Source organism: Streptomyces thermocarboxydus (assembly GCF_024760485.1).
In the GTDB taxonomy this organism is placed as follows: Bacteria; Actinomycetota; Actinomycetes; order Streptomycetales; family Streptomycetaceae; genus Streptomyces; species Streptomyces cellulosae.
In genome coordinates, this window is record NZ_CP058273.1 from 3,987,564 (window position 1) to 4,008,489 (window position 20,926).

Consider the following 20,926-nt stretch of genomic DNA (forward strand, 5'->3'; position numbering starts at 1 on the left):
CCCGCACCCCGCGCCCCGCCCTACGCCGACCATGGCCGTATGACGACATCCGGGGCCGACCAGGTCACCCACACCGCCCGAGCCCACTCGTTCAACGCGGTCGCCGCGCAGTACGCGGACCACCGCCCCACCTACCCGCCCGCCCTCTTCGACACGATCGAGGACCTCACCGGCCGCCCGCTCGCGGGATCCCGGGTGGCGGACGTCGGCGCCGGCACCGGCCTGGCCACCGCCCGCCTCCTCGAACGCGGCGCGCGCGTCGTCGCCGTCGAGCCCGGCGAGGACATGGCGGCGGAGTTCCGCCGCCGCATCCCCGGCACCCCGGTCGTCCGCGGCGACGGCAACGCCCTCCCCCTCGCCGCCGGCAGCGCCGACCTGATCACCTACGCCCAGTCCTGGCACTGGACCGACCCCGCCCGCTCGGTCCCCGAGGCGATACGGGTGCTGCGTCCCGGCGGCTCACTCGCCCTGTGGTGGAACACCAGCGCCCTCGACGTCCCGTGGATCGCCGAGGCGTCCGCCCGGGCCGGCGAGCACTTCGGGCGGGACTTCTCCCGCGGGAAGGACGAGCTCGACGCCCCCGTCGCCGACCCCTCCGGCCGCCTCGGCCTGCGCCGTCACCTGGTCCGCTGGAGCCGCCGCATCCCGGTCGACGCCCACCTGGCCAACATCGGCAGCCACTCCCTCTTCCTCGTCCAGGACCCCGGCCGCACCGCCGCCTTCCTCGCCGAGGAGCGCCGCCACGTCCTCGAGGTGTTCCCGGACGGGATCGTCGAGGAGACGTACGACGTCGTCCTCCTCCTCGCCTCCCTGCCGCGGGCGGCTTGACGCCTCCGCGCCGCCGGGAGGAGTATTCATCACATGATGAATTACTCCTCCCGGCCCCCGGAGGAGCCGGCCGTGCACGCCCAGGACCTCACCGTCGTCCGGGGTTCCCGCACCGTGCTGCGCGGCCTCGGCTTCACCGTCCCCCGCGGCCGCATCACCGGCCTCCTCGGCCCCTCCGGCTGCGGCAAGTCCACGCTGATGCGCGCCGTCGTCGGCACCCAGGCCAAGGCCACCGGCACCCTCGACGTCCTCGGCCGCCCCGCCGGCCACCCCTCCCTGCGCACCCGCATCGGCTACGTCACCCAGGCCCCGTCCGTCTACGACGACCTGACCGTCCGCCAGAACCTCGACTACTTCGCCGCGATCCTCGACCCGGGCCGGGCCGCCGCCGACCGCCGCCACGAGAACGTCACTCGGGCCATCACCGACGTCGACCTCACCGGCCACGCCGACTCCCTCGCCGGCGCCCTCTCCGGCGGCCAGCGCAGCCGCGTCTCCCTCGCCGTCGCCCTCCTCGGCACGCCCGAGCTGCTGGTCCTCGACGAACCCACCGTCGGCCTGGACCCCGTACTCCGCCGCGACCTCTGGCAGCTCTTCCACAGCCTCGCCGAGCAGCGCGGCGCCACCCTCCTCGTCTCCTCGCACGTGATGGACGAGGCCGAGCGCTGCCACCAGCTGCTCCTCATGCGCGCCGGCGAGGTCCTCGCCCAGGACACCCCCGAGGCCCTGCGCACCCGCACCGGCGCCGACACCGTCGAGACCGCGTTCCTCCGCCTGGTCGACGAGGCCGCCGCGACCGCCCGTACCGAGGAGTCCACCCGATGACCGCCACCGGCGCCCTCAGCCTGCCCCGCACCACCGCCACCGCCGCCCGGGTCCTGCGCCAGCTCCGCCACGACCCGCGCACCATCGCGCTGATGATCCTCGTCCCGTGCGTGATGCTCTTCCTGCTCCGCTACGTCTTCGACGGCAGCGCCCGCACCTTCGACACCATCGGCGCCTCACTGCTCGGCATCTTCCCGCTGATCACGATGTTCCTGGTCACGTCGATCGCCACCCTGCGCGAACGCACCTCCGGCACCCTGGAACGCCTGCTCGCCATGCCCCTCGGCAAGGGCGACCTGATCGCCGGCTACGCCCTCGCCTTCGGCGCCGTCGCGGTCGTCCAGTCGGCCCTCGCGACCGGACTCGCGGTGTGGTTCCTGGACCTCGACGTCACCGGCAGCCCCTGGCTGCTGCTCCTGGTCGCCCTGCTCGACGCGCTCCTCGGCACCGCCCTCGGCCTGTTCGTGTCGGCGTTCGCGGCGTCCGAGTTCCAGGCGGTGCAGTTCATGCCGGCGGTGATCTTCCCGCAGCTGCTGCTGTGCGGCCTGTTCACCCCGCGCGACACCATGCACCCGGTCCTGGAGACGATCTCCGACGTCCTCCCCATGTCCTACGCGGTCGACGGCATGAACGAGGTCCTCCTCCACGCCGACCTGACGACGGCCTTCGTCCGAGACGTCACGATCGTCGCAGCGGTGGCCCTGCTGGTCCTGACGGTGGGCGCGGCCACCTTGAAACGACGGACGCCCTGACAGCCCACCCCCACCGGCCCGTCCGCCCACCGGACACCCCCGCCCCCACCGCCCCCCGGATGGGACAATCACCCCAGGACGACCCACCCCCGGAGGGCACCCCCAGCCATGACCCAGAAAGTCGCAGTCCTCGGCACCGGCAAGATCGGCGAAGCCCTGCTCAGCGGAATGATCCGCGCCGGCTGGTCCCCCGCCGACCTCCTGGTCACCGCCCGCCGCCGGGAGCGCGCCGACGAGCTCCGCGCGCGTCACGGCGTCACCCCGGTCACCAACCAGGAAGCCGCCAAGACCGCGGACACCCTGATCCTCACGGTCAAGCCGCAGGACATGGGCACCCTCCTCGATGAGCTCGCCCCGCACGTCCCCGCCGACCGCCTGGTCATCAGCGGCGCGGCGGGCATCCCCACCGCGTACTTCGAGGAGCGCCTCGCCGAGGGCACCCCCGTCGTCCGCGTCATGACCAACACCCCCGCCCTCGTCGACGAGGCCATGTCGGTCATCTCCGCCGGCCGCCACGCCACCGCGGACCATCTTGCCCACGCCGAGGAGATCTTCGGCGCCGTCGGCAAGACCCTCCGCGTCCCCGAGTCCCAGCAGGACGCCTGCACGGCGCTCTCCGGCTCCGGCCCGGCGTACTTCTTCTACCTGGTCGAGGCGATGACGGACGCCGGCATCCTGCTCGGCCTGCCCCGCGACAAGGCGCACGACCTGATCGTGCAGTCCGCGATCGGCGCCGCGACGATGCTCCGCGACAGCGGCGAGCACCCCGTGAAGCTGCGGGAGAACGTCACGTCCCCCGCCGGCACCACCATCAACGCCATCCGCGAGCTGGAGAACCACGGCGTCCGCGCGGCCCTCATCGCCGCCCTGGAGGCCGCCCGCGACCGCAGCCGCGAACTCGCCTCCGGCAACAACGGCTGACCCACGGGCCCGCCGGGCCGCGGCCGGCACACCACCGCGCCGCGGCCCTCCGGGGGCTTCACCGCACCCCGGCCAGCACGTCCCCCGTCGTCACCACCCGCGCGAACCGCCCGCCGTGCAACGACACCGCCGTGGCCCGCGTCAGCTCGTCCGCCGTCGCCGACCATCTCCGTCATCACCGAGGTCTGGGGCAGCGAACGCACCCTCCCCGGCGTCCCGCCCTTCGAACTCCGCCGCACCGCCGCCGACCCCGGGGACCCCATCCCCATGCCGGGCGGCCTCACCCTCACCCCCGACCGCCCCCTCGACTGGCTGGACCGCGCCGACCTGATCGTCGTCCCGGGCCTCGTCGACCACGACACCCCCGTCGCCGGACCCGTCCTCGACGCCCTGCGCCGCGTCCACCGGGCCGGCACCCCGATCGCCGCCCTCTGCGCCGGCGCCTTCGTCCTCGCCCGCGCCGGACTCCTCGACGGCCGCCGCGCCGTCACCCACTGGCACCTCGCCCCGCACCTCCAGGCCCGCCACCCCGACATCACCGTCGAACCCGACGCCCTGTTCATCGAGGACGGCAACCTCTGGACCTCGGCCGGCACCGCCGCCGGCATCGACCTCTGCCTCCACCTGGTCCGCCTCGCCCACGGGGCCGAGGCCGCCGCCACCGTCGCCCGCTCCATGGTCACCGCGCCCTTCCGCACCGGCACCCAGGCCCAGTTCATCCAGCAGCCCACACCCCGCGCCGACCGCGACGCCGACGCCCTCGCCGCCGTACGCGAGTACGCCCTGCGCCGCCTCCACGAACCGCTCACCGTCGCCGGCCTCGCCGCCCACGCCGGCATGGCCCCGCGCACCTTCGCCCGCCACTTCACCGCCGCGACCGGCACCACCCCGCTGCGCTGGCTCCTCGACCAGCGCATCGCCGCCGCCCAGCGCCTCCTCGAGCGCACCGACCTTCCCATGCCCGAGGTCGCCCGCCGCGCCGGCTTCGGCAGCGAGGTCACGATGCGCCAGCACTTCGCATCGCGCCTCGCCACCAGCCCCCGCGCCTACAGGGCCGCGTTCAACGGAACCGCCTCCGAGGCCGGCAGCAGGCCGATCGCCCGGTAGGCGGCGTCCACCGTCGGCCTCGCCATCGCCCGCGCCCGCTCGGCCCCCTCCCGCAGGACACCTTCCACATGGCCGGGATCGGCGCACAGCTCCTGGTGCCGCTCCCGCAACGGCCGCAGCACCTCGATCACCGCGTCCGCCGTGTCTCTCTTGAGCGCCCCGTATCCGTCGTAGGACTCCGCCAGCCGCCCGGGATCCCCGCCGGTGCAGGCCGCGAGGATCTCCAGCAGATTCGCGAGCCCCGGCCGCGATGCCCGGTCGTAGACGACCTCGCACCCGCTGTCGGTCACCGCCCGCATGACCTTCTTCCGCACCACGTCCGGCTCGTCCAGCAGATAGACGATCCCCGGCCCGGTGTCGTCGCTCTTGCCCATCTTCGAACCAGGGGCCTGGAGGTTCATCACCCGCGCCGCCACCGCCGGATTCGTCGCCCGCGGCACGACGAACGTGTGCCCGTACCGCTGGTTGAACCGCACCGCGAGATCCCGCGCCAGCTCCACGTGCTGGGTCTGGTCGTTCCCGACCGGCACCTCGTCCGCCCCGTACGCCAGGATGTCCGCGGCCATCAGCACCGGATACGTCAGCAGCGACAGCCGCACGCTCCCGCCCCGCCGCTGCTCGCGCGCCGCCTTCTCCTTGTACTGGATCATCCGGCGCATCTCGCCGTCCGTGGCCACGCACTCGAGCAGGTACGACAGTCGGGCGTGCTCGTCCACATGGTTCTGCACGAACACCGTGCACCGCTCCGGATCAAGCCCCGACGCCAGCAGCAGCGTGGCCGCCTGCCTGCTCAGCCGGCGAACCCGCGCCGGATCATGGTCCACGGTCAGGGCGTGCAGGTCGACGATGCAGAACAGCGCGTCCGCCCGGTACTGGTCGACCGTGGCCCACCGCCGCATGGCCCCGAGGTAGTTCCCCAGGGTCAGATGTCCGGTCGGCTTGATACCGCTGAAGACCCGAGTCATGTCTTCTCCCTACTCCTGTCGAGAGTCGAGGCCGCCGTCCGGGACGGCCGCCCCTCGAGCTGCGGAGGGAGAAAGCGAAACGGCCGCCGAGGCGGCGGCCGTGGGTGCATACGCAGGACGACCGCCGTCAGGCGGCCCACCAGAACTGGCTGTGCGTACGCGTCGTCATGCCCATGAGACTACGCCCCAGAGGTGGGGCCTCGCAGCGAGTTGACACGCACCTGGGGGATCCGTAGTGTTCTCCGAGTTGTCCGACGTGAGCACCGACTCCGGTCGGCCCCGGACAGCCATCCTGTGCGTACCACCCCTGATCGAGCCGGCAGCCTGTCTGTGGGCGCGTCATTGGCGTGCGTATTCACGGAATGAGGAATCCGCACCCGAAAGGGGGCAGGACCCCGATTAGGTCGGGAGCCGGGAATCCGCTAAAGTCTCACTCGTCGGAACGGCCCGCAACGGCCGGAAAGACAGACCCCGCTGACTGGGGGTCAGGCCGAGAAACGGATCTGATAAAGTCGGAACCGCCGGAAAGGAAAGCGCGAAAGCGCCGGACTGGAAAGCACCGAGGAAATCGGATCGGAAAGATCTGATAGAGTCGGAAACGCAAGACCGAAGGGAAGCGCCCGGAGGAAAGCCCGAGAGGGTGAGTACAAAGGAAGCGTCCGTTCCTTGAGAACTCAACAGCGTGCCAAAAGTCAACGCCAGATATGTTGATACCCCGACCTGATCGGTTCGATCGGGTTGAGGTTCCTTTGAAAAAATACACAGCGAGGACGCTGTGAACGTCGGGATTATTCCTCCCGATGTTCCGCTCTCGTGATGTGTGCACCCGATTACGGGTAAACATTCACGGAGAGTTTGATCCTGGCTCAGGACGAACGCTGGCGGCGTGCTTAACACATGCAAGTCGAACGATGAAGCCCTTCGGGGTGGATTAGTGGCGAACGGGTGAGTAACACGTGGGCAATCTGCCCTGCACTCTGGGACAAGCCCTGGAAACGGGGTCTAATACCGGATACTGATCGCCTTGGGCATCCTTGGTGATCGAAAGCTCCGGCGGTGCAGGATGAGCCCGCGGCCTATCAGCTTGTTGGTGAGGTAATGGCTCACCAAGGCGACGACGGGTAGCCGGCCTGAGAGGGCGACCGGCCACACTGGGACTGAGACACGGCCCAGACTCCTACGGGAGGCAGCAGTGGGGAATATTGCACAATGGGCGAAAGCCTGATGCAGCGACGCCGCGTGAGGGATGACGGCCTTCGGGTTGTAAACCTCTTTCAGCAGGGAAGAAGCGAAAGTGACGGTACCTGCAGAAGAAGCGCCGGCTAACTACGTGCCAGCAGCCGCGGTAATACGTAGGGCGCGAGCGTTGTCCGGAATTATTGGGCGTAAAGAGCTCGTAGGCGGCTTGTCGCGTCGGTTGTGAAAGCCCGGGGCTTAACCCCGGGTCTGCAGTCGATACGGGCAGGCTAGAGTTCGGTAGGGGAGATCGGAATTCCTGGTGTAGCGGTGAAATGCGCAGATATCAGGAGGAACACCGGTGGCGAAGGCGGATCTCTGGGCCGATACTGACGCTGAGGAGCGAAAGCGTGGGGAGCGAACAGGATTAGATACCCTGGTAGTCCACGCCGTAAACGGTGGGCACTAGGTGTGGGCGACATTCCACGTCGTCCGTGCCGCAGCTAACGCATTAAGTGCCCCGCCTGGGGAGTACGGCCGCAAGGCTAAAACTCAAAGGAATTGACGGGGGCCCGCACAAGCGGCGGAGCATGTGGCTTAATTCGACGCAACGCGAAGAACCTTACCAAGGCTTGACATACACCGGAAACGTCCAGAGATGGGCGCCCCCTTGTGGTCGGTGTACAGGTGGTGCATGGCTGTCGTCAGCTCGTGTCGTGAGATGTTGGGTTAAGTCCCGCAACGAGCGCAACCCTTGTCCCGTGTTGCCAGCAGGCCCTTGTGGTGCTGGGGACTCACGGGAGACCGCCGGGGTCAACTCGGAGGAAGGTGGGGACGACGTCAAGTCATCATGCCCCTTATGTCTTGGGCTGCACACGTGCTACAATGGCCGGTACAATGAGCTGCGATACCGCGAGGTGGAGCGAATCTCAAAAAGCCGGTCTCAGTTCGGATTGGGGTCTGCAACTCGACCCCATGAAGTCGGAGTCGCTAGTAATCGCAGATCAGCATTGCTGCGGTGAATACGTTCCCGGGCCTTGTACACACCGCCCGTCACGTCACGAAAGTCGGTAACACCCGAAGCCGGTGGCCCAACCCCCTTGTGGGGAGGGAGCTGTCGAAGGTGGGACTGGCGATTGGGACGAAGTCGTAACAAGGTAGCCGTACCGGAAGGTGCGGCTGGATCACCTCCTTTCTAAGGAGCACTTCTCCCAGCTTCGTTGGTCAGAGGCCAGTTCATCAGCGAACGTCTGATGCTGGTTCTCATGGGTGGAACGTTGACTACTCGGCACACTTGATCGTCTTCTCCTTCTAGTACTGCTCTTCGGAGCGTGGAACGTTGAGGGAAGCGGGGAGTGTTCGGGCACGCTGTTGGGTGTCTGAGGTACGGCCGCCATGGTCGCCTTCAGTGCGGCCCGGTAAAAGTCTGCTCGCGGGCTGTGACGGTGGTTGGTCGTTGTTTGAGAACTGCACAGTGGACGCGAGCATCTGTGCCAAGTTTTAAGGGCGCACGTGGATGCCTTGGCACCAGGACCGATGAAGGACGTGGGAGGCCACGATAGGCCCCGGGAGTCGTCAACCAGGCTTTGATCCGGGGGTGTCCGAATGGGGAACCCGGCAGTCGTCCATGGGCTGTCACCCTTGCCTGAACACATAGGGCAAGTGGAGGGAACGCGGAAGTGAAACATCTCAGTACCCGCAGGAAGAGAAAACAACCGTGATTCCGGGAGTAGTGCGAGCGAAACCGGATGAGGCCAAACCGTATGCGTGTGAGACCCGGCAGGGTTGCGCATTCGGGTTGTGGATCTCTCTTGATCAGTCTGCCGGCTGGTCGACGAGTCAGAAACCGTTGATGTAGGCGAAGGACATGCGAAAGTCCGGCGTAGAGGTAAGACCCCGTAGTCGAAACGTCAGCGGCTCGTTTGAGAGACACCCAAGTAGCACGGGGCCGAGAAATCCCGTGTGAATCTGGCGGGACACCCGCTAAGCCTAAATATTCCCTGGTGACCGATAGCGGATAGTACCGTGAGGGAATGGTGAAAAGTACCGCGGAGCGGAGTGAAATAGTACCTGAAACCGTGTGCCTACAAGCCGTGGGAGCGTCGCGCAAGGACTTGTCCTTGCGTCGTGACTGCGTGCCTTTTGAAGAATGAGCCTGCGAGTTTGCGGTGTGTGCGAGGTTAACCCGGGTGGGAAGCCGTAGCGAAAGCGAGTCCGAACAGGGCGATTTAGTACACGCTCAAGACCCGAAGCGGAGTGATCTAGCCATGGGCAGGTTGAAGCGGAGGTAAGACTTCGTGGAGGACCGAACCCACCAGGGTTGAAAACCTGGGGATGACCTTGTGTTTAGGGTGAAGCCAATCAAACTCCGTGATAGCTGGTTCTCCCCGAAATGCATTTAGGTGCAGCGTCGTGTGTTTCTTGCCGGAGGTAGAGCACTGGATAGGCGATGGGCCTACCGGGTTACTGACCTTAGCCAAACTCCGAATGCCGTAAGTGAGGAGCGCGGCAGTGAGACTGTGGGGGATAAGCTCCATGGTCGAGAGGGAAACAGCCCAGAGCATCGACTAAGGCCCTAAGCGTACGCTAAGTGGAAAGGATGTGGAGTCGCACAGACAACCAGGAGGTTGGCTTAGAAGCAGCCCCCTTGAAAGAGGCGTAATAGCTCACTGGTCTAGTGATTCCGCGCCGACAATGTAGCGGGCTCAAGCGTACCGCCGAAGTCGTGTCATTCACACAATAGGGCCAACGCCTGTGTGGATGGGTAGGGGGCGTCGTGTGCCGGGTGAAGCAGCGCCGGAAGGCAGTTGGGACGGTTCACGAGTGAGAATGCAGGCATGAGTAGCGATTCACACGTGAGAAACGTGTGCGCCGATTGACTAAGGTTCCTGGTCAAGCTGATCTGCCCAGGGTAAGTCGGGACCTAAGGCGAGGCCGACAGGCGTAGTCGATGGATAACCGGTTGATATTCCGGTACCCGCTGTGAAGCGTCAAACATCGAATCCAGTGATGCTAAGCCCGTGAAGCCGCCGGCTGAGTCTTCGGACGAGGTCGGAGTGGTGGAGCCGGTGACCCGAGCTGGTAGTAGGTGAGTGATGGGGTGACGCAGGAAGGTAGCCATCCCGGGCGGTGGTTGTCCCGGGTAAGGGTGTAGGACGTCAGGTAGGCAAATCCGCCTGACATGTGTCTGAGACCTGATGCCGAGCCGATTGTGGTGAAGTGGATGATCCTATGCTGTCGAGAAAAGCCTCTAGCGAGTTTCATGGCGGCCCGTACCTAAACCCGACTCAGGTGGTCAGGTAGAGAATACCGAGGCGTTCGGGTGAACTATGGTTAAGGAACTCGGCAAAATGCCCCGTAACTTCGGAGAAGGGGGGCCACACTCGGTGATCCGATTTACTCGGTGAGCTGGGGGTGGCCGCAGAGACCAGCGAGAAGCGACTGTTTACTAAAAACACAGGTCCGTGCGAAGCCGTAAGGCGATGTATACGGACTGACGCCTGCCCGGTGCTGGAACGTTAAGGGGACCGGTTAGCTCACCTTCGGGTGGGCGAAGCTGAGAACTTAAGCGCCAGTAAACGGCGGTGGTAACTATAACCATCCTAAGGTAGCGAAATTCCTTGTCGGGTAAGTTCCGACCTGCACGAATGGCGTAACGACTTCTCGACTGTCTCAACCATAGGCCCGGTGAAATTGCACTACGAGTAAAGATGCTCGTTTCGCGCAGCAGGACGGAAAGACCCCGGGACCTTTACTACAGTTTGATATTGGTGTTCGGTTCGGCTTGTGTAGGATAGCTGGGAGACTGTGAAGCTCGGACGCCAGTTCGGGTGGAGTCGTCGTTGAAATACCAGTCTGGTCGTGCTGGATGTCTAACCTGGGTCCGTGATCCGGATCAGGGACAGTGTCTGATGGGTAGTTTAACTGGGGCGGTTGCCTCCTAAAGAGTAACGGAGGCGCCCAAAGGTTCCCTCAGCCTGGTTGGCAATCAGGTGTTGAGTGTAAGTGCACAAGGGAGCTTGACTGTGAGACCGACGGGTCGAGCAGGGACGAAAGTCGGGACTAGTGATCCGGCGGTGGCTTGTGGAAGCGCCGTCGCTCAACGGATAAAAGGTACCCCGGGGATAACAGGCTGATCTTCCCCAAGAGTCCATATCGACGGGATGGTTTGGCACCTCGATGTCGGCTCGTCGCATCCTGGGGCTGGAGTCGGTCCCAAGGGTTGGGCTGTTCGCCCATTAAAGCGGTACGCGAGCTGGGTTTAGAACGTCGTGAGACAGTTCGGTCCCTATCCGCTGTGCGCGTAGGAGTCTTGAGAAGGGCTGTCCCTAGTACGAGAGGACCGGGACGGACGAACCTCTGGTGTGCCAGTTGTTCTGCCAAGGGCATGGCTGGTTGGCTACGTTCGGGAGGGATAACCGCTGAAAGCATCTAAGCGGGAAGCCTGCTTCGAGATGAGGACTCCCACCTCCTAGAGAGGGTAAGGCTCCCAGTAGACGACTGGGTTGATAGGCCGGATATGGAAGCACGGTAACGTGTGGAGTTGACCGGTACTAATAGGCCGAGGGCTTGTCCTCAGTTGCTCGCGTCCACTGTGTTGGTTCTGAAACCACGAACAACCCCATGCCATGGTCACGGCATGATGCCGGTTGAGAGTTTCATAGTGTTTCGGTGGTCATAGCGTAGGGGAAACGCCCGGTTACATTCCGAACCCGGAAGCTAAGCCTTACAGCGCCGATGGTACTGCAGGGGGGACCCTGTGGGAGAGTAGGACGCCGCCGAACAATTCTTATAGAAAGCCCCCGTGCCATTCGGCGCGGGGGCTTTCTGCGTTTAGGGTCAGGTCCATGCGCTATGACCTCGTGATTTTCGACAACGACGGCGTTCTCGTCGACAGCGAGCCCATCTCCAACCGGCACCTCGCCGCCTATCTCACCGAGCTGGGTCACCCCACCACCTACGAGGACTCCATCCGCGACTACATGGGGTCCGCCATGCACCGGGTGCACGACCTCATCGAGGAGCGGACCGGGCAGCGGCTGCCGGCCGACTTCGACGACGTCTTCCACGCCCGCGTCTTCGCCGCGTTCGAGCGGGAGTTGAAGCCCGTGCCCGGAGTCGCCGACGTACTGGAGAAGCTGACGGCAGACGGGGTGCCGTACTGCGTGGCGTCGTCCGGGAGTCATGAGCGGATCCGGGTCGGGCACCGGACGGCCGGGCTGGACCGGTTCTTCGACGACGCGCGGATCTTCAGCTCGCAGGACGTCGGCCGCGGGAAGCCCGCCCCCGATCTGTTTCTGTACGCGGCCGAGCGGATGGGCACGGCTCCCGAGCGGTGCGTGGTCGTCGAGGACAGCCCGCTCGGCGTCCAGGCGGCCGTCGCGGCAGGGATGGACGTCTACGGGTTCACCGCGATGACGCCGGCGGAGAAGCTGAGCGGCGCCACCCGACTCTTCGCCGACATGCGGGACTTGCTCCCCCTGCTCACGGACGGCGACCCCGCCGAAAACTGAGCACGATTCATCTTTGACCGGATCTACCCACCGGTACCCCTGAGCCCTACGCTCCCGCCATGACTGATGTGCTGCGGCGCGGCAGGGCCTCGCTGGCGTTCAGCTTCCTGGTGCAGGGTGTCGCGTTCGCTCTGCTCGTGACGCGCATCCCCGGCATTCAGAACCGGTACGGGGTCTCCGACGGGATGCTGCCCGTCTTCCTCGCCGCCGTGCCGATCCTGGCCGGCATCGGCAGCGTCTCCACGGAGCGGCTGGTGCGGCGGGTGCCGCCGAGCCGGGTGCTGCGGTGGTCCCAGCCCGTCGTGCTGCTGGCGCTGCTGGCCGTCGGGGCCGGACGGCAGATGGTCGTCCTCGCTCTGGCGCTGGCGGCGTTCGGGCTGGCCGTGGGCGCGCTGGACGCCTCGATGAACATGCTCGGGGTGAGTCTGCAGCGGGCGTACGGGCGCAGCATCATGCTGAGCTTCCATGCGGCGTACAGCCTGGGCGGGATCGTCGGGGCGTCGCTCGCCTGGGTGGGGGCGCACTACGGCCTTGCGCTGTGGGTGTCGTATCTGCCGGTGGTGCTGGTGCTGCTGCCGGCCGCGCTGGTGGGCAGCCGGTGGTACGTCGACGGGGAGGCCCAGGCGCCAGTGGAGAAGGGTGCCGTTGCGGGCGGTGGGCTGAAGTGGCTGCTGCCGCTGTGCCTGGTGATGACGGTGGCGTACATCGGGGACTCGACGGTCTCCAACTGGAGCGCGAAGTACCTCCAGGATGTGCTGGGCAGCTCCGAGCAGATGGCGACCGTGCCGTACAACGTCTACATGGTCACCACGCTGCTGGGGCGGACCGTCGGGGACATGGGGGTGCGGCGGTTCGGGGCCGTGGCGGTGGTGCGGGCGGGGGCGCTGGTGGCGGCGGGCGGGTTCGCCGTGGTGGCGTCGGCGCCCGGGGCGTGGATGGGGATGCTCGGGTTCACGTTGCTGGGGCTCGGGCTGTGCGTGCTGGTGCCGCAGACGTTCGCGGCGGCGGGGCGCAGGGCGGACGAGACGGGGCGGGCGGGGGCGTCGGACGCGGCCGTGGCGCGGCTGAACGTCTTCAACTACGTGGGCTTCCTGATCGGTTCGCCGCTGGTGGGGGCGTTGGGGGACGCGTGGAGCTATCGCGGGGCGATGCTGGTGCCGATGGTGTTGGTGCTGGTGACGCTTGTGCACGCCCGTTCGTTCGCGCCGGGGGCCGACCGATACGGTGGCGGGCATGAGCGGCCGCGCACAGCTGATGTGGGACGAAGCAGTAACGGGCTATGACTTCGGCCGGGACCATCCGATGGACCCGGTCCGGCTGGCGCTGACCCGCAGCCTGGTCACCGCCCTCGGCCTGGACCGTGACGTGAACGTCGTCGCGGCGAAGGCGGCGGGGGAGTCGACGCTGCGGCTCGTGCACCGGGAGGACTACATCGACGCGGTGCGGGCCGCGTCGGCCGATCCGGGGTCGGCGGACCAGTCGTACGGGCTGGGGACGGTCGACGATCCGGCGTTCGCGGGGATGCACGAGGTGTCGGCGCTGATCGCGGGGCAGTCGGTGGGCGCGGCCGAGGCGGTGTGGCGGGGTGAGGCGCTGCACGCGGTGAACTTCGCGGGCGGGCTGCACCACGCGATGCCGGGCGCCGCGTCCGGGTTCTGCGTGTACAACGACGCCGCGCTGGCGATCGCGCGGCTGCTGGAGCTGGGCGCGGAGCGGGTGGCGTACATCGACGTCGACGTGCACCACGGGGACGGCGTGCAGGCGGCGTTCTGGGAGGACCCGCGCGTGCTGACGATCTCGCTGCACGAGCACCCCCGGACGCTGTTCCCGCAGACCGGGTGGCCCGAGGAGACGGGCGCGCCGAACGCAGAGGGCAGCGCGGTGAACGTGGCGCTGCCGGCGGGCACCGGGGACGCGGGATGGCTGCGGGCGTTCCACGCGGTGGTGCCGGAGCTGATCGCGGACTTCCGGCCGCAGGTGCTGGTGACGCAGCACGGGGCCGACACGCACTTCGAGGACCCGCTGGCGCATCTGGCGGTGTCGCTGGACGCGCAGCGAGCGGTGCAGGTGGCCTGTCACGACCTGGCGCACGAGCACGCCGAGGGCCGGTGGGTGGCGCTGGGCGGCGGTGGTTACGCGGTGGTCGAGGTGGTGCCGAGGTCGTGGGCGCACCTGGTGGCGATCGCGGCCGGGCGGCCGGTGGAGCCGACGGAGCTGGTGCCGGACGAGTGGCGGCGGCAGGTGTACGCGCGGACCCGGCAGCCGGCGCCGCACCGGATGACGGACGGCCGGTGGCCGGTGCCGTGGGCGGCATGGGACGAGGGGTACGACCCGGCGGACCGGCTGGACCAGGCGATCCTGGCGACCCGGCGGGCGGTGTTCCCGCTGCGGGGTCTGCTGCCCTGACGGTCGGCGGACGTCACCGCGGTACACCGCCGGGCCGGGGACAGGCGGGCATTACCGGGTGACGGCCGACCCCCGGTGGTGTCGTCGTCGAGCTCAAGGTCCTCGCGCTCGGAGGGATCGGCGTGGACGAGGCCGTCCCGACGGGCCTGCGCGACGGCTGTTACGCCGACCGTGGGGCGTGGGCCCCGTTCCGGCCCGCGGACGCGGGTGGGTGGCGCACCATCGCGGGTGTGGTGACCGCCGACCGCCTCCGCGCGCATCTTCTTTCGGCCGGGCTCGCCGGGGTGGTGGGCACCACCCGGGAGGAGAGCCTGCGCAGCTACCGGCTGTTCGCAGCCCGGGACCCGCGGGTGCTGATCGGGCTCGATCCCGTGGGACCGTGGGGCGAGCGTGAGGTACTGGCGCTGATGGCGGACCGGTGCGGGGTGGCGGCGGATCCGGGGCGCACGTCGGGGCCCGAGGCCATCGATCCGGAGCGTACGCTGGCCGCCCTGGACGCCTGTGCGGAACGGCTGGCGGAGGCCGCGCGGCGCCGTGTTCCGGTGCTGCTGGGCACCGGGCACCCGCATCGGCTGCTCGGTTTCTACGCCGTTCTCGCAGACGCCTTGTCGGCGGCGGGATGTGAGATCCTCACCCCGGCACAGGGTCGCTGTGTCGACATAACGACCCGGTTCGGTCTACGCACGGCCACGCTCGACTACGTCCGGGGGGTCGGGCTGGTCCGGGGCGCGACCGCGCAGCGCCCCGGTGGTGAGCCGGGCGCGCATACGCACTCCCCCCTCCCGGTTCGGGCCGCGCTGGCGGCCGCCGCGGACGCCGGCGGGCCGCTGCCGGGGCTGGTGATCGGGGATCACGGCTGGATCTGCGGGGCAGGTCAGCTGGGGTTCGAGAGCGTCGGGCCGGCCGATGTGAATGATCCGGCGCCGTTCGTCGGACAGGCCGAGGGGGCGGTCTCGGTGGTCGTTCCGGTTGACGACGGTGCGCGGTCCGATTACTACCTGCCGCTGACCCGCTACGTACTCAATCGAGCGTGTCTGTCACAGTAGGCCGCCGATGGGTGCACCTCTTCCCCACTCGCATCACCCGCCCCTACATTGGGGAGTGAGCACGCAACGACGAAGAGTCACCGGAAGGGGAAGCCGGTGGCCGTCGAGTGCGGAAGGTTCAGGTGTGTCATGGCTGCAGCTGGCGAGAGGCCTCTGAACGAGGTTCAGTTCCTTACCGTGGCGGAAGTCGCCTCGGTGATGCGAGTGTCGAAGATGACCGTGTACCGCCTGGTGCACAGCGGTCATCTGCCCGCGATCCGGGTGGGGCGGTCCTTCCGCGTCCCGGAGCAAGCGGTACACGAGTACCTCCGCGAGAGCTACGTGGGGGTGGAAACGGCCTGACGGCGATCCGGGAAGGTCCGTATCGGGCACTCATGGGCCTTCCCGGTCACCTCGATTACGACCTCAGCGCTCGGGCGGGTAGGCTGACCCCTCGAAGGTCGTGTGGGCCCATGGCGCCCAAACACCGAGTGATGAGAAGTGAGCGAGGGTAGTCGTGGGCTCTGTTATCAAGAAGCGGCGCAAGCGGATGGCCAAGAAGAAGCACCGCAAGCTGCTCAAGCGCACGCGCGTCCAGCGTCGCAACAAGAAGTAAGCGACAGCGCGAGAGCGTGTCCCAGTGGCCCCCCACCGCGATTCGGTGGGGGGCCACTGCCCGTTGGTACGCCATCGCCCTGGTGCGTCCGGTGTACGTAACCGGGGTTGTTGTCACTTCACGTGTCCGCTCGGCATCACAGGGCGACGGCGACCCGGTAGGTTGGCCGTCGGCAGCAGGGTGAGAGGAAGGCGCTGATCTTGGGGAAGGTCGTGCTCGTGACCGGGGTGGCCCGGCAGCTCGGGGGCCGCTTCGTGCGGCGGATCCAGCGGGACCCCGAGGTGGACCGGGTGGTCGCCGTGGACGCGGTGCGGCCCGAGCACCATCTGGGCGGCGCGGACTTCGTCCAGGCGGACATCCGGCAGCCCACCATCGCGCGGGTGCTGGCCGAGTCGGGCGCCGACACGGTCGTCCATCTCGACGTGACGGGCACGCCGCTGGGCGGCGGCGGCCGGGCGTCGCTGAAGGAGACCAACGTCATCGGCACCATGCAGCTGCTGGGCGCCTGCCAGAAGTCGCCGAACATCCGGCGGCTCGTGGTGAAGTCCAGCACCAACGTCTACGGTTCGGCGCCGCGCGACCCGGCGGTGTTCACCGAGTCGACGCCGCCCAAGTCGCTGCCCAGCGGCGGCTTCGCGAAGGACACGGTGGAGGTCGAGGGGTATGTGCGCGGCTTCGCCCGGCGCCGCCCGGACGTCGCCGTGTGCGTGCTGCGGTTCGCCAACATCCTGGGCCCGGCCGCGGACACCCCCCTCGCGTCGTACTTCGCGCTGCCGGTGCTGCCGACGGTGTTCGGCTACGACCCGCGGCTGCAGTTCGTGCACGAGGACGACGTGATCGAGGTGCTGCGGATCGGCGCGCACGAGCCGCGGCGCGGGACCCTCAACAGCGGGACGTTCAACATCGCCGGGGACGGGGTGCTGCTGCTGTCGCAGTGCTCGCGGCGGCTGGGCCGGCCGACGGTGCCGCTGCTGCTTCCCGCGGTCACCTGGGCGGGCTCGCTGATGCGTACGCTGGGGATGTCGGACTTCTCGCCCGAGCAGATCCGGCTGCTGACGCACGGGCGGGTGGTGGCGACGGACCAGATGCGTCAGACGCTGGGTTTCACCCCCAAGTACTCGACTGCCGAAACGTTTGCGGACTTCGTGCGCAGCCGCGGTCCGGGGCTGCTGCCGCCGGAGACCGTCGCGAGGGCCGTCGACCGGATCGCCGCGCTGCCCGTGCCGGGCAGCGGCCATGTGCCGGCGCACGGCGCCGACTGAGGAGCGCAGCAACGATGGCGGACGCCAAGGTCATTCCGTTCGACGACGACCACCGCTCCCGCGGGAGTGCCGCGTCGCGCCGCCGTGGTGCGGCCGGCCGGCGCCAGGGCGGGACACGGCCGCCCGCCGCGGTGGGGGAGGTCCAGCCCCTGCCGGGGACGGCCGCGGCGCGGGAGGATGATCCCGTGACCGGTGAGGACGAGCAGCCGCGTGAGCGGGCCGCGGACGGCGAGGGCGGCCTGGAGCAGCGCATCGCGAGCGGGCTGGCGTTCCTGCGCCGCCGGCTCACCGGCGACTACGAGGTCGACGACTTCGGCTACGACGAGGAACTCACCGACCAGGTCCTGATGTCGCTGCTGCGCCCGATGTACGAGAAGTACTTCCGGGTCGAGGTGAAGGGCATCGAGAACATCCCGTCCGAGGGCGGTGCGCTGATCGTCGCGAACCACTCGGGGACGGTCCCGGTGGACGGGCTGATGATGCAGGTCGCCGTGCACGACCACCATCCGGCCGGGCGTCATCTGCGGCTGCTGGCGGCGGACCTGGTGTTCGTGCTGCCGGTGGTGAACGAGCTGGCGCGGAAGCTGGGGCACACGCTGGCCTGCGCGGAGGACGCGGAACGGCTGCTGGCGCGGGGCGAGTTGGTCGGGGTGATGCCGGAGGGCTTCAAGGGCATCGGGAAGCCGTTCTCCGAGCGGTACAAGCTGCAGCGGTTCGGGCGGGGCGGGTTCGTGTCGACGGCGCTGCGGCACGGGGCGCCGATCGTGCCGTGCTCGGTCGTCGGGGCGGAGGAGATCTACCCGATGATCGGGAACGCGAAGACGCTGGCGCGGCTGCTGGGCTTCCCGTACTTCCCGCTGACGCCGACGTTCCCGTGGCTGGGGCCGCTGGGGGCGATTCCGCTGCCGACGAAGTGGACGATCCAGTTCGGGGAGCCGATCCCCACGGACGGATACCCGCCGGAGGCGGCGGAGGACCCCATGCTGATGTTCAACCTGACCGACCAGGTGCGGGAGCAGATCCAGCACACGCTGTACAAGCTGCTGGTGCAGCGGCGGTCGGTGTTCTTCTGACGTTCCCCTTCACGGGGGGTGTTGAGCCGACGGACGGTCTTCTTCTGGACGGCTCGAGACGTGAACCAGGGGCGCCCCTCGCCTGTGCGGGGGCGCCCCCAGTCCTACTCCCGGTCCTCCGCGTCGATGCCCAGACCCGGCAGCAGCCCGGGTAGGAGAGGTGGGAGCGTGACGTCGGGGGCGGGAGGCCTGGTGGCCGAGCCTGTCGCCGGCGGCGTGGTGCTCTGGCCGCTCTCCTGGGGCGGGTCGAGGAGGCCGCCGGTGTTCCCGCCGAGCAGGCCGTCCTTCTCGCGCTCGGTGTCGGCGGAGCCGGACGGTCGCGCGCTGCCCGCCTCGCCGGTGCCGGAGCCGTCCCGGCCGGTGCCGGGGGACGCCGAGGGCTCGGCCGCGGACGGGGCGCCGGAGGCCGTGGCGGAGTCGCCGCGGCGCTTCCCGTCGTCCCTCTTGTCGCCGGGTGACGGCGGCAGCAGGGACCGCAGCGGGGCGACGTCCTGGTCTATGGCGTCGAACACCGACGTGACCTGCTCACTGACGTCCCCGAGCTGCACGGGGAGCCGGTCGCGCAGACTGCCCCAGGTGTCGCGGTGGGCGCGGGAGAAGGAGGAGAGCGCCTGGATCGGGCCGAGGGAGTCCGGGTTGCGCTCATAGGCCTCGCGGAGCAGGCGGTGGCCCTCCGAGGCGTCGTGCTTCATGCCGGACAGGGCGCGGCGGATCTCGTTCAGCGACTCGTGGTCGAGGGCGCCGGCGCGGTCGCGCTCCATCAGCCGGCGGGCCTCGCCGAGCCGGGTGGAGGCGTGGTCGAGGTAGACCCGTCCGCGCTCGTCGTCGCCGTCGGCGAGGGTGAGCTTGACGTCCTCGATGCCGCGCTTGACTCCGTAGAGGGAGTCGCCGGGGAGGGCGTCGGAGCTGGCGGCGGCGACTCCGCCGAGGGCGCCGGCGGCGACGCCGACGGTGAGTCCGCCCGCGGTGAGCCCTTTGGCCAGCCGCGACCGGGGCCGCAGCCTGCCCAGCGGGGTCGCCCGGTGGGCGCCCTTGGCGCGGCGCGAGCGCTGTTCGGGAACGGCCCGGTCCGTCGCCTCGCCTGCGGCGGTGCCCTCCTGGAGCATGGCCTCGAACGCGGCCACCAGCTGGGCTCGCTGGACGACCTTCACCTCGGGGTCGAGTTCCGGCCGGGGCAGCGCGCGCAGACCGGAGGCCAGCGTGAGCAGCTGGGCCTCTTCGGTCTCGGCGGCGGCCGCGGCCGGTGCCGGTCCTTCGGTTCGCTCGGCCGCCGTGCCCCGGTCGGACTGCTCCTGCAGGGCCTGGGCGAAGGCGTTCGCCCGCCGGTGCGCCGATACGTTCGCGATCACTGGCGGCACCTCCTCTCGTCATGACGGTCGACTCCCCAGCGGGTCTGAGGGTTCCCGTGCCTGGACGACGCCACACGATCGGGTGAGCGGAGCCGGTCAGGGGGTGACCACAGGGAGCCTGTATCCCGCACAACGACGGGCGCGGCACTTGGGTTACGGACACCGGTGGCCCGATTGAGGAATCCAACCGGGTTTCACTCAGGGTGAGTTGAGTGTCGCGCGCTGTGCTCCGTCCGGTGGACGGGGGCGGCTCAGCGGGCGTCGTCCGGGAGGAGCCGGGCGAGGGTGCGGACGGCCCGGTACTGGAGGGTCTTGATGGCGCCCTCGTTCTTGCCCATGACGCGGGCGGTCTCGGCGACGGACAGCCCCTGGAGGAATCGGAGCGTGACGCACTCCTGCTGTTGGGGGTTGAGCCGTCGTACGGCTTCGAGGAGGGCGGCGTTGGACAGGGACTCGAGTACGGAATCCTCGGGGGAGCGCTCGACCTCGTTGGCGTCGAGCATCTCCCCGGTGGTGACCTCGAGGCGGAAGCGGCTGGACTTGAAGTGGTCGGCGACGAGGTTGCGGGCGATGGTCACCAGCCAGGCGCCGAAGTCGCGGCCCTGCCAGGTGAAGGTGCCGATGCGGCGCAGCGCCCGCAGGAAGGTCTCGCTGGTGAGGTCCTCGGCGGTCGCCTTGCCGCCGACGCGGTAGTAGATGTAGCGGTAGACGGTGTCGCTGTACTGGTCGTAGAGCCGTCCGAAGGCCTCCGCCTCGCCGGCCTGGGCGCGCTCCACGAGGTCCATCATCCGGGCGCTGTCGCTGTCGGCGGCGGGACGGCGGACAGCGGGAGCGCCGGACGGACGTCCTCGTCTGCCGACCGCGGCCGTGCCCTCGGCGAGGGCGTAGCACGGGCCGGCGGGGACGGCGGCGAATGCGGGGACGGCGTGCGCGGGGGGGACGATTCCGCGCAACATGTCTCGGGCTGTCGCGACTGTCGCGCGCAGCGTAGCCAGGCCCGAGGCGTCAACCCCGACGTGTGGGTACACGGGACTCCCAGAGGCAGAGCTTCCATCATGTGCAGTGCGGGGCCGTTCACCCGTCGTAGCGAAGGGGTGGTCCCGGAATG

The 20,926-nt window shown here is 68.6% G+C and carries 16 protein-coding genes, 3 rRNA genes and 1 pseudogene; 16 read left to right on the plus strand and 4 right to left on the minus strand.

Annotation, left to right across the window (positions count from 1 at the left end):
* Positions 1–39 precede the first annotated feature (39 nt).
* The 4 genes from AY578_RS18405 to proC all read left to right on the plus strand — a co-directional run bounded on the left by AY578_RS18405 (position 40) and on the right by proC (position 3,326).
* Entirely contained in the window at positions 40–828 is a 789-nt protein-coding gene (locus tag AY578_RS18405) for a class I SAM-dependent methyltransferase (protein WP_028959433.1), read from the plus strand.
* A 33-nt stretch (positions 829–861) separates the two neighbouring features.
* Positions 862–1,653, plus strand: coding sequence for an ABC transporter ATP-binding protein (locus AY578_RS18410; RefSeq protein ID WP_028959432.1), 792 nt, complete (start codon positions 862–864; stop codon positions 1,651–1,653).
* Complete coding sequence (locus tag AY578_RS18415) at positions 1,650–2,405, plus strand: ABC transporter permease (RefSeq protein ID WP_028959431.1); 756 nt, start codon at positions 1,650–1,652, stop codon at positions 2,403–2,405. Before AY578_RS18410 ends, AY578_RS18415 begins: the two co-directional genes overlap by 4 nt.
* Positions 2,406–2,513: 108 nt before the next feature.
* On the plus strand, positions 2,514–3,326 hold the full coding sequence (proC, locus tag AY578_RS18420) for a pyrroline-5-carboxylate reductase (protein WP_019526672.1): 813 nt from the start codon (positions 2,514–2,516) through the stop codon (positions 3,324–3,326).
* A gap of 58 nt (positions 3,327–3,384) precedes the next feature.
* On the opposite strand, the pseudogene AY578_RS18425 reads toward proC, so the two are convergent.
* Positions 3,385–3,492, minus strand: a pseudogene (locus AY578_RS18425) (cysteine hydrolase family protein); the annotation flags it as partial.
* On the opposite strand from AY578_RS18425, the gene AY578_RS18430 reads away from it, so the two are divergent.
* The gene (locus AY578_RS18430; RefSeq protein WP_051101714.1) at positions 3,492–4,433 is read left to right on the plus strand and encodes a GlxA family transcriptional regulator; all 942 of its coding nucleotides are present in this window, start codon (positions 3,492–3,494) and stop codon (positions 4,431–4,433) included. The pseudogene AY578_RS18425 and the gene AY578_RS18430 sit on opposite strands and share 1 nt — an antisense overlap.
* Here AY578_RS18430 and trpS read toward each other — a convergent pair.
* Positions 4,373–5,398 carry a tryptophan--tRNA ligase gene (gene trpS, locus AY578_RS18435; RefSeq protein ID WP_258903032.1) on the minus strand — a complete coding sequence of 342 codons (1,026 nt, stop codon included), beginning with the start codon at positions 5,396–5,398 and terminating at the stop codon, positions 4,373–4,375. The genes AY578_RS18430 and trpS overlap by 61 nt on opposite strands.
* An 843-nt stretch (positions 5,399–6,241) precedes the next feature.
* On the opposite strand from trpS, the gene AY578_RS18440 reads away from it, so the two are divergent.
* From AY578_RS18440 to AY578_RS18490, 11 genes are all read left to right on the plus strand, one after another.
* A 16S ribosomal RNA gene (locus AY578_RS18440) occupies positions 6,242–7,769 on the plus strand.
* Between the two features lie 295 nt (positions 7,770–8,064).
* A 23S ribosomal RNA gene (locus tag AY578_RS18445) occupies positions 8,065–11,152 on the plus strand.
* A gap of 89 nt (positions 11,153–11,241) precedes the next feature.
* Positions 11,242–11,358: ribosomal RNA gene (rrf, locus tag AY578_RS18450) — 5S ribosomal RNA — on the plus strand.
* Together the 16S, 23S and 5S rRNA genes form the textbook arrangement of a ribosomal RNA operon.
* 63 nt (positions 11,359–11,421) lie before the next feature.
* Complete coding sequence (locus tag AY578_RS18455; RefSeq protein WP_136239741.1) at positions 11,422–12,087, plus strand: HAD family hydrolase; 666 nt, start codon at positions 11,422–11,424, stop codon at positions 12,085–12,087.
* 59 nt (positions 12,088–12,146) lie between these two features.
* The gene (locus AY578_RS18460) at positions 12,147–13,370 is read left to right on the plus strand and encodes an MFS transporter (RefSeq protein ID WP_019526222.1); all 1,224 of its coding nucleotides are present in this window, start codon (positions 12,147–12,149) and stop codon (positions 13,368–13,370) included.
* Positions 13,321–14,493, plus strand: a complete 1,173-nt coding sequence (locus tag AY578_RS18465; RefSeq protein ID WP_078611422.1) for an acetoin utilization protein AcuC — start codon at positions 13,321–13,323, stop codon at positions 14,491–14,493. The genes AY578_RS18460 and AY578_RS18465 overlap by 50 nt, the downstream gene beginning before the upstream one ends.
* 230 nt (positions 14,494–14,723) lie before the next feature.
* Positions 14,724–15,539, plus strand: a complete 816-nt coding sequence (locus tag AY578_RS18470) for a phosphatase (protein WP_258907401.1) — start codon at positions 14,724–14,726, stop codon at positions 15,537–15,539.
* Positions 15,540–15,668: 129 nt separating this feature from the next.
* Entirely contained in the window at positions 15,669–15,881 is a 213-nt protein-coding gene (locus AY578_RS18475; RefSeq protein ID WP_004984898.1) for a helix-turn-helix domain-containing protein, read from the plus strand.
* A gap of 154 nt (positions 15,882–16,035) precedes the next feature.
* Positions 16,036–16,134, plus strand: a complete 99-nt coding sequence (locus tag AY578_RS18480; RefSeq protein ID WP_003948845.1) for a 30S ribosomal protein bS22 — start codon at positions 16,036–16,038, stop codon at positions 16,132–16,134.
* Between the two features lie 200 nt (positions 16,135–16,334).
* Positions 16,335–17,396 (plus strand): NAD-dependent epimerase/dehydratase family protein, encoded by a 1,062-nt coding sequence (locus AY578_RS18485; RefSeq protein ID WP_019526225.1) that lies wholly within the window; start codon positions 16,335–16,337, stop codon positions 17,394–17,396.
* A gap of 14 nt (positions 17,397–17,410) precedes the next feature.
* Positions 17,411–18,469 carry a lysophospholipid acyltransferase family protein gene (locus tag AY578_RS18490; RefSeq protein WP_028959955.1) on the plus strand — a complete coding sequence of 353 codons (1,059 nt, stop codon included), beginning with the start codon at positions 17,411–17,413 and terminating at the stop codon, positions 18,467–18,469.
* Between the two features lie 104 nt (positions 18,470–18,573).
* Here the strand turns inward: AY578_RS18490 and AY578_RS18495 are convergent, their stop codons facing one another.
* The gene (locus tag AY578_RS18495) at positions 18,574–19,818 is read right to left on the minus strand and encodes a DUF5667 domain-containing protein (RefSeq protein WP_019526227.1); all 1,245 of its coding nucleotides are present in this window, start codon (positions 19,816–19,818) and stop codon (positions 18,574–18,576) included.
* Positions 19,819–20,069: 251 nt separating this feature from the next.
* Positions 20,070–20,846, minus strand: coding sequence for an ECF subfamily RNA polymerase sigma factor, BldN family (locus AY578_RS18500; RefSeq protein ID WP_026244027.1), 777 nt, complete (start codon positions 20,844–20,846; stop codon positions 20,070–20,072).
* Positions 20,847–20,926: the final 80 nt, after the last annotated feature.

What these genes read in the sequence shown, in the direction of transcription:
- AY578_RS18405 (WP_028959433.1), top strand. Translation starts at nt 40, where the DNA reads ATGACGACATCCGGGGCCGACCAGGTCACCCACACCGCCCGAGCCCAC.
- AY578_RS18410 (WP_028959432.1), top strand. Translation starts at nt 862, where the DNA reads ATGATGAATTACTCCTCCCGGCCCCCGGAGGAGCCGGCCGTGCACGCC.
- AY578_RS18415 (WP_028959431.1), top strand. Translation starts at nt 1,650, where the DNA reads ATGACCGCCACCGGCGCCCTCAGCCTGCCCCGCACCACCGCCACCGCC.
- proC (WP_019526672.1), top strand. Translation starts at nt 2,514, where the DNA reads ATGACCCAGAAAGTCGCAGTCCTCGGCACCGGCAAGATCGGCGAAGCC.
- trpS (WP_258903032.1), bottom strand. Translation starts at nt 5,398, where the DNA reads ATGACTCGGGTCTTCAGCGGTATCAAGCCGACCGGACATCTGACCCTG.
- AY578_RS18455 (WP_136239741.1), top strand. Translation starts at nt 11,422, where the DNA reads ATGCGCTATGACCTCGTGATTTTCGACAACGACGGCGTTCTCGTCGAC.
- AY578_RS18460 (WP_019526222.1), top strand. Translation starts at nt 12,147, where the DNA reads ATGACTGATGTGCTGCGGCGCGGCAGGGCCTCGCTGGCGTTCAGCTTC.
- AY578_RS18465 (WP_078611422.1), top strand. Translation starts at nt 13,321, where the DNA reads ATGAGCGGCCGCGCACAGCTGATGTGGGACGAAGCAGTAACGGGCTAT.
- AY578_RS18475 (WP_004984898.1), top strand. Translation starts at nt 15,669, where the DNA reads ATGGCTGCAGCTGGCGAGAGGCCTCTGAACGAGGTTCAGTTCCTTACC.
- AY578_RS18490 (WP_028959955.1), top strand. Translation starts at nt 17,411, where the DNA reads ATGGCGGACGCCAAGGTCATTCCGTTCGACGACGACCACCGCTCCCGC.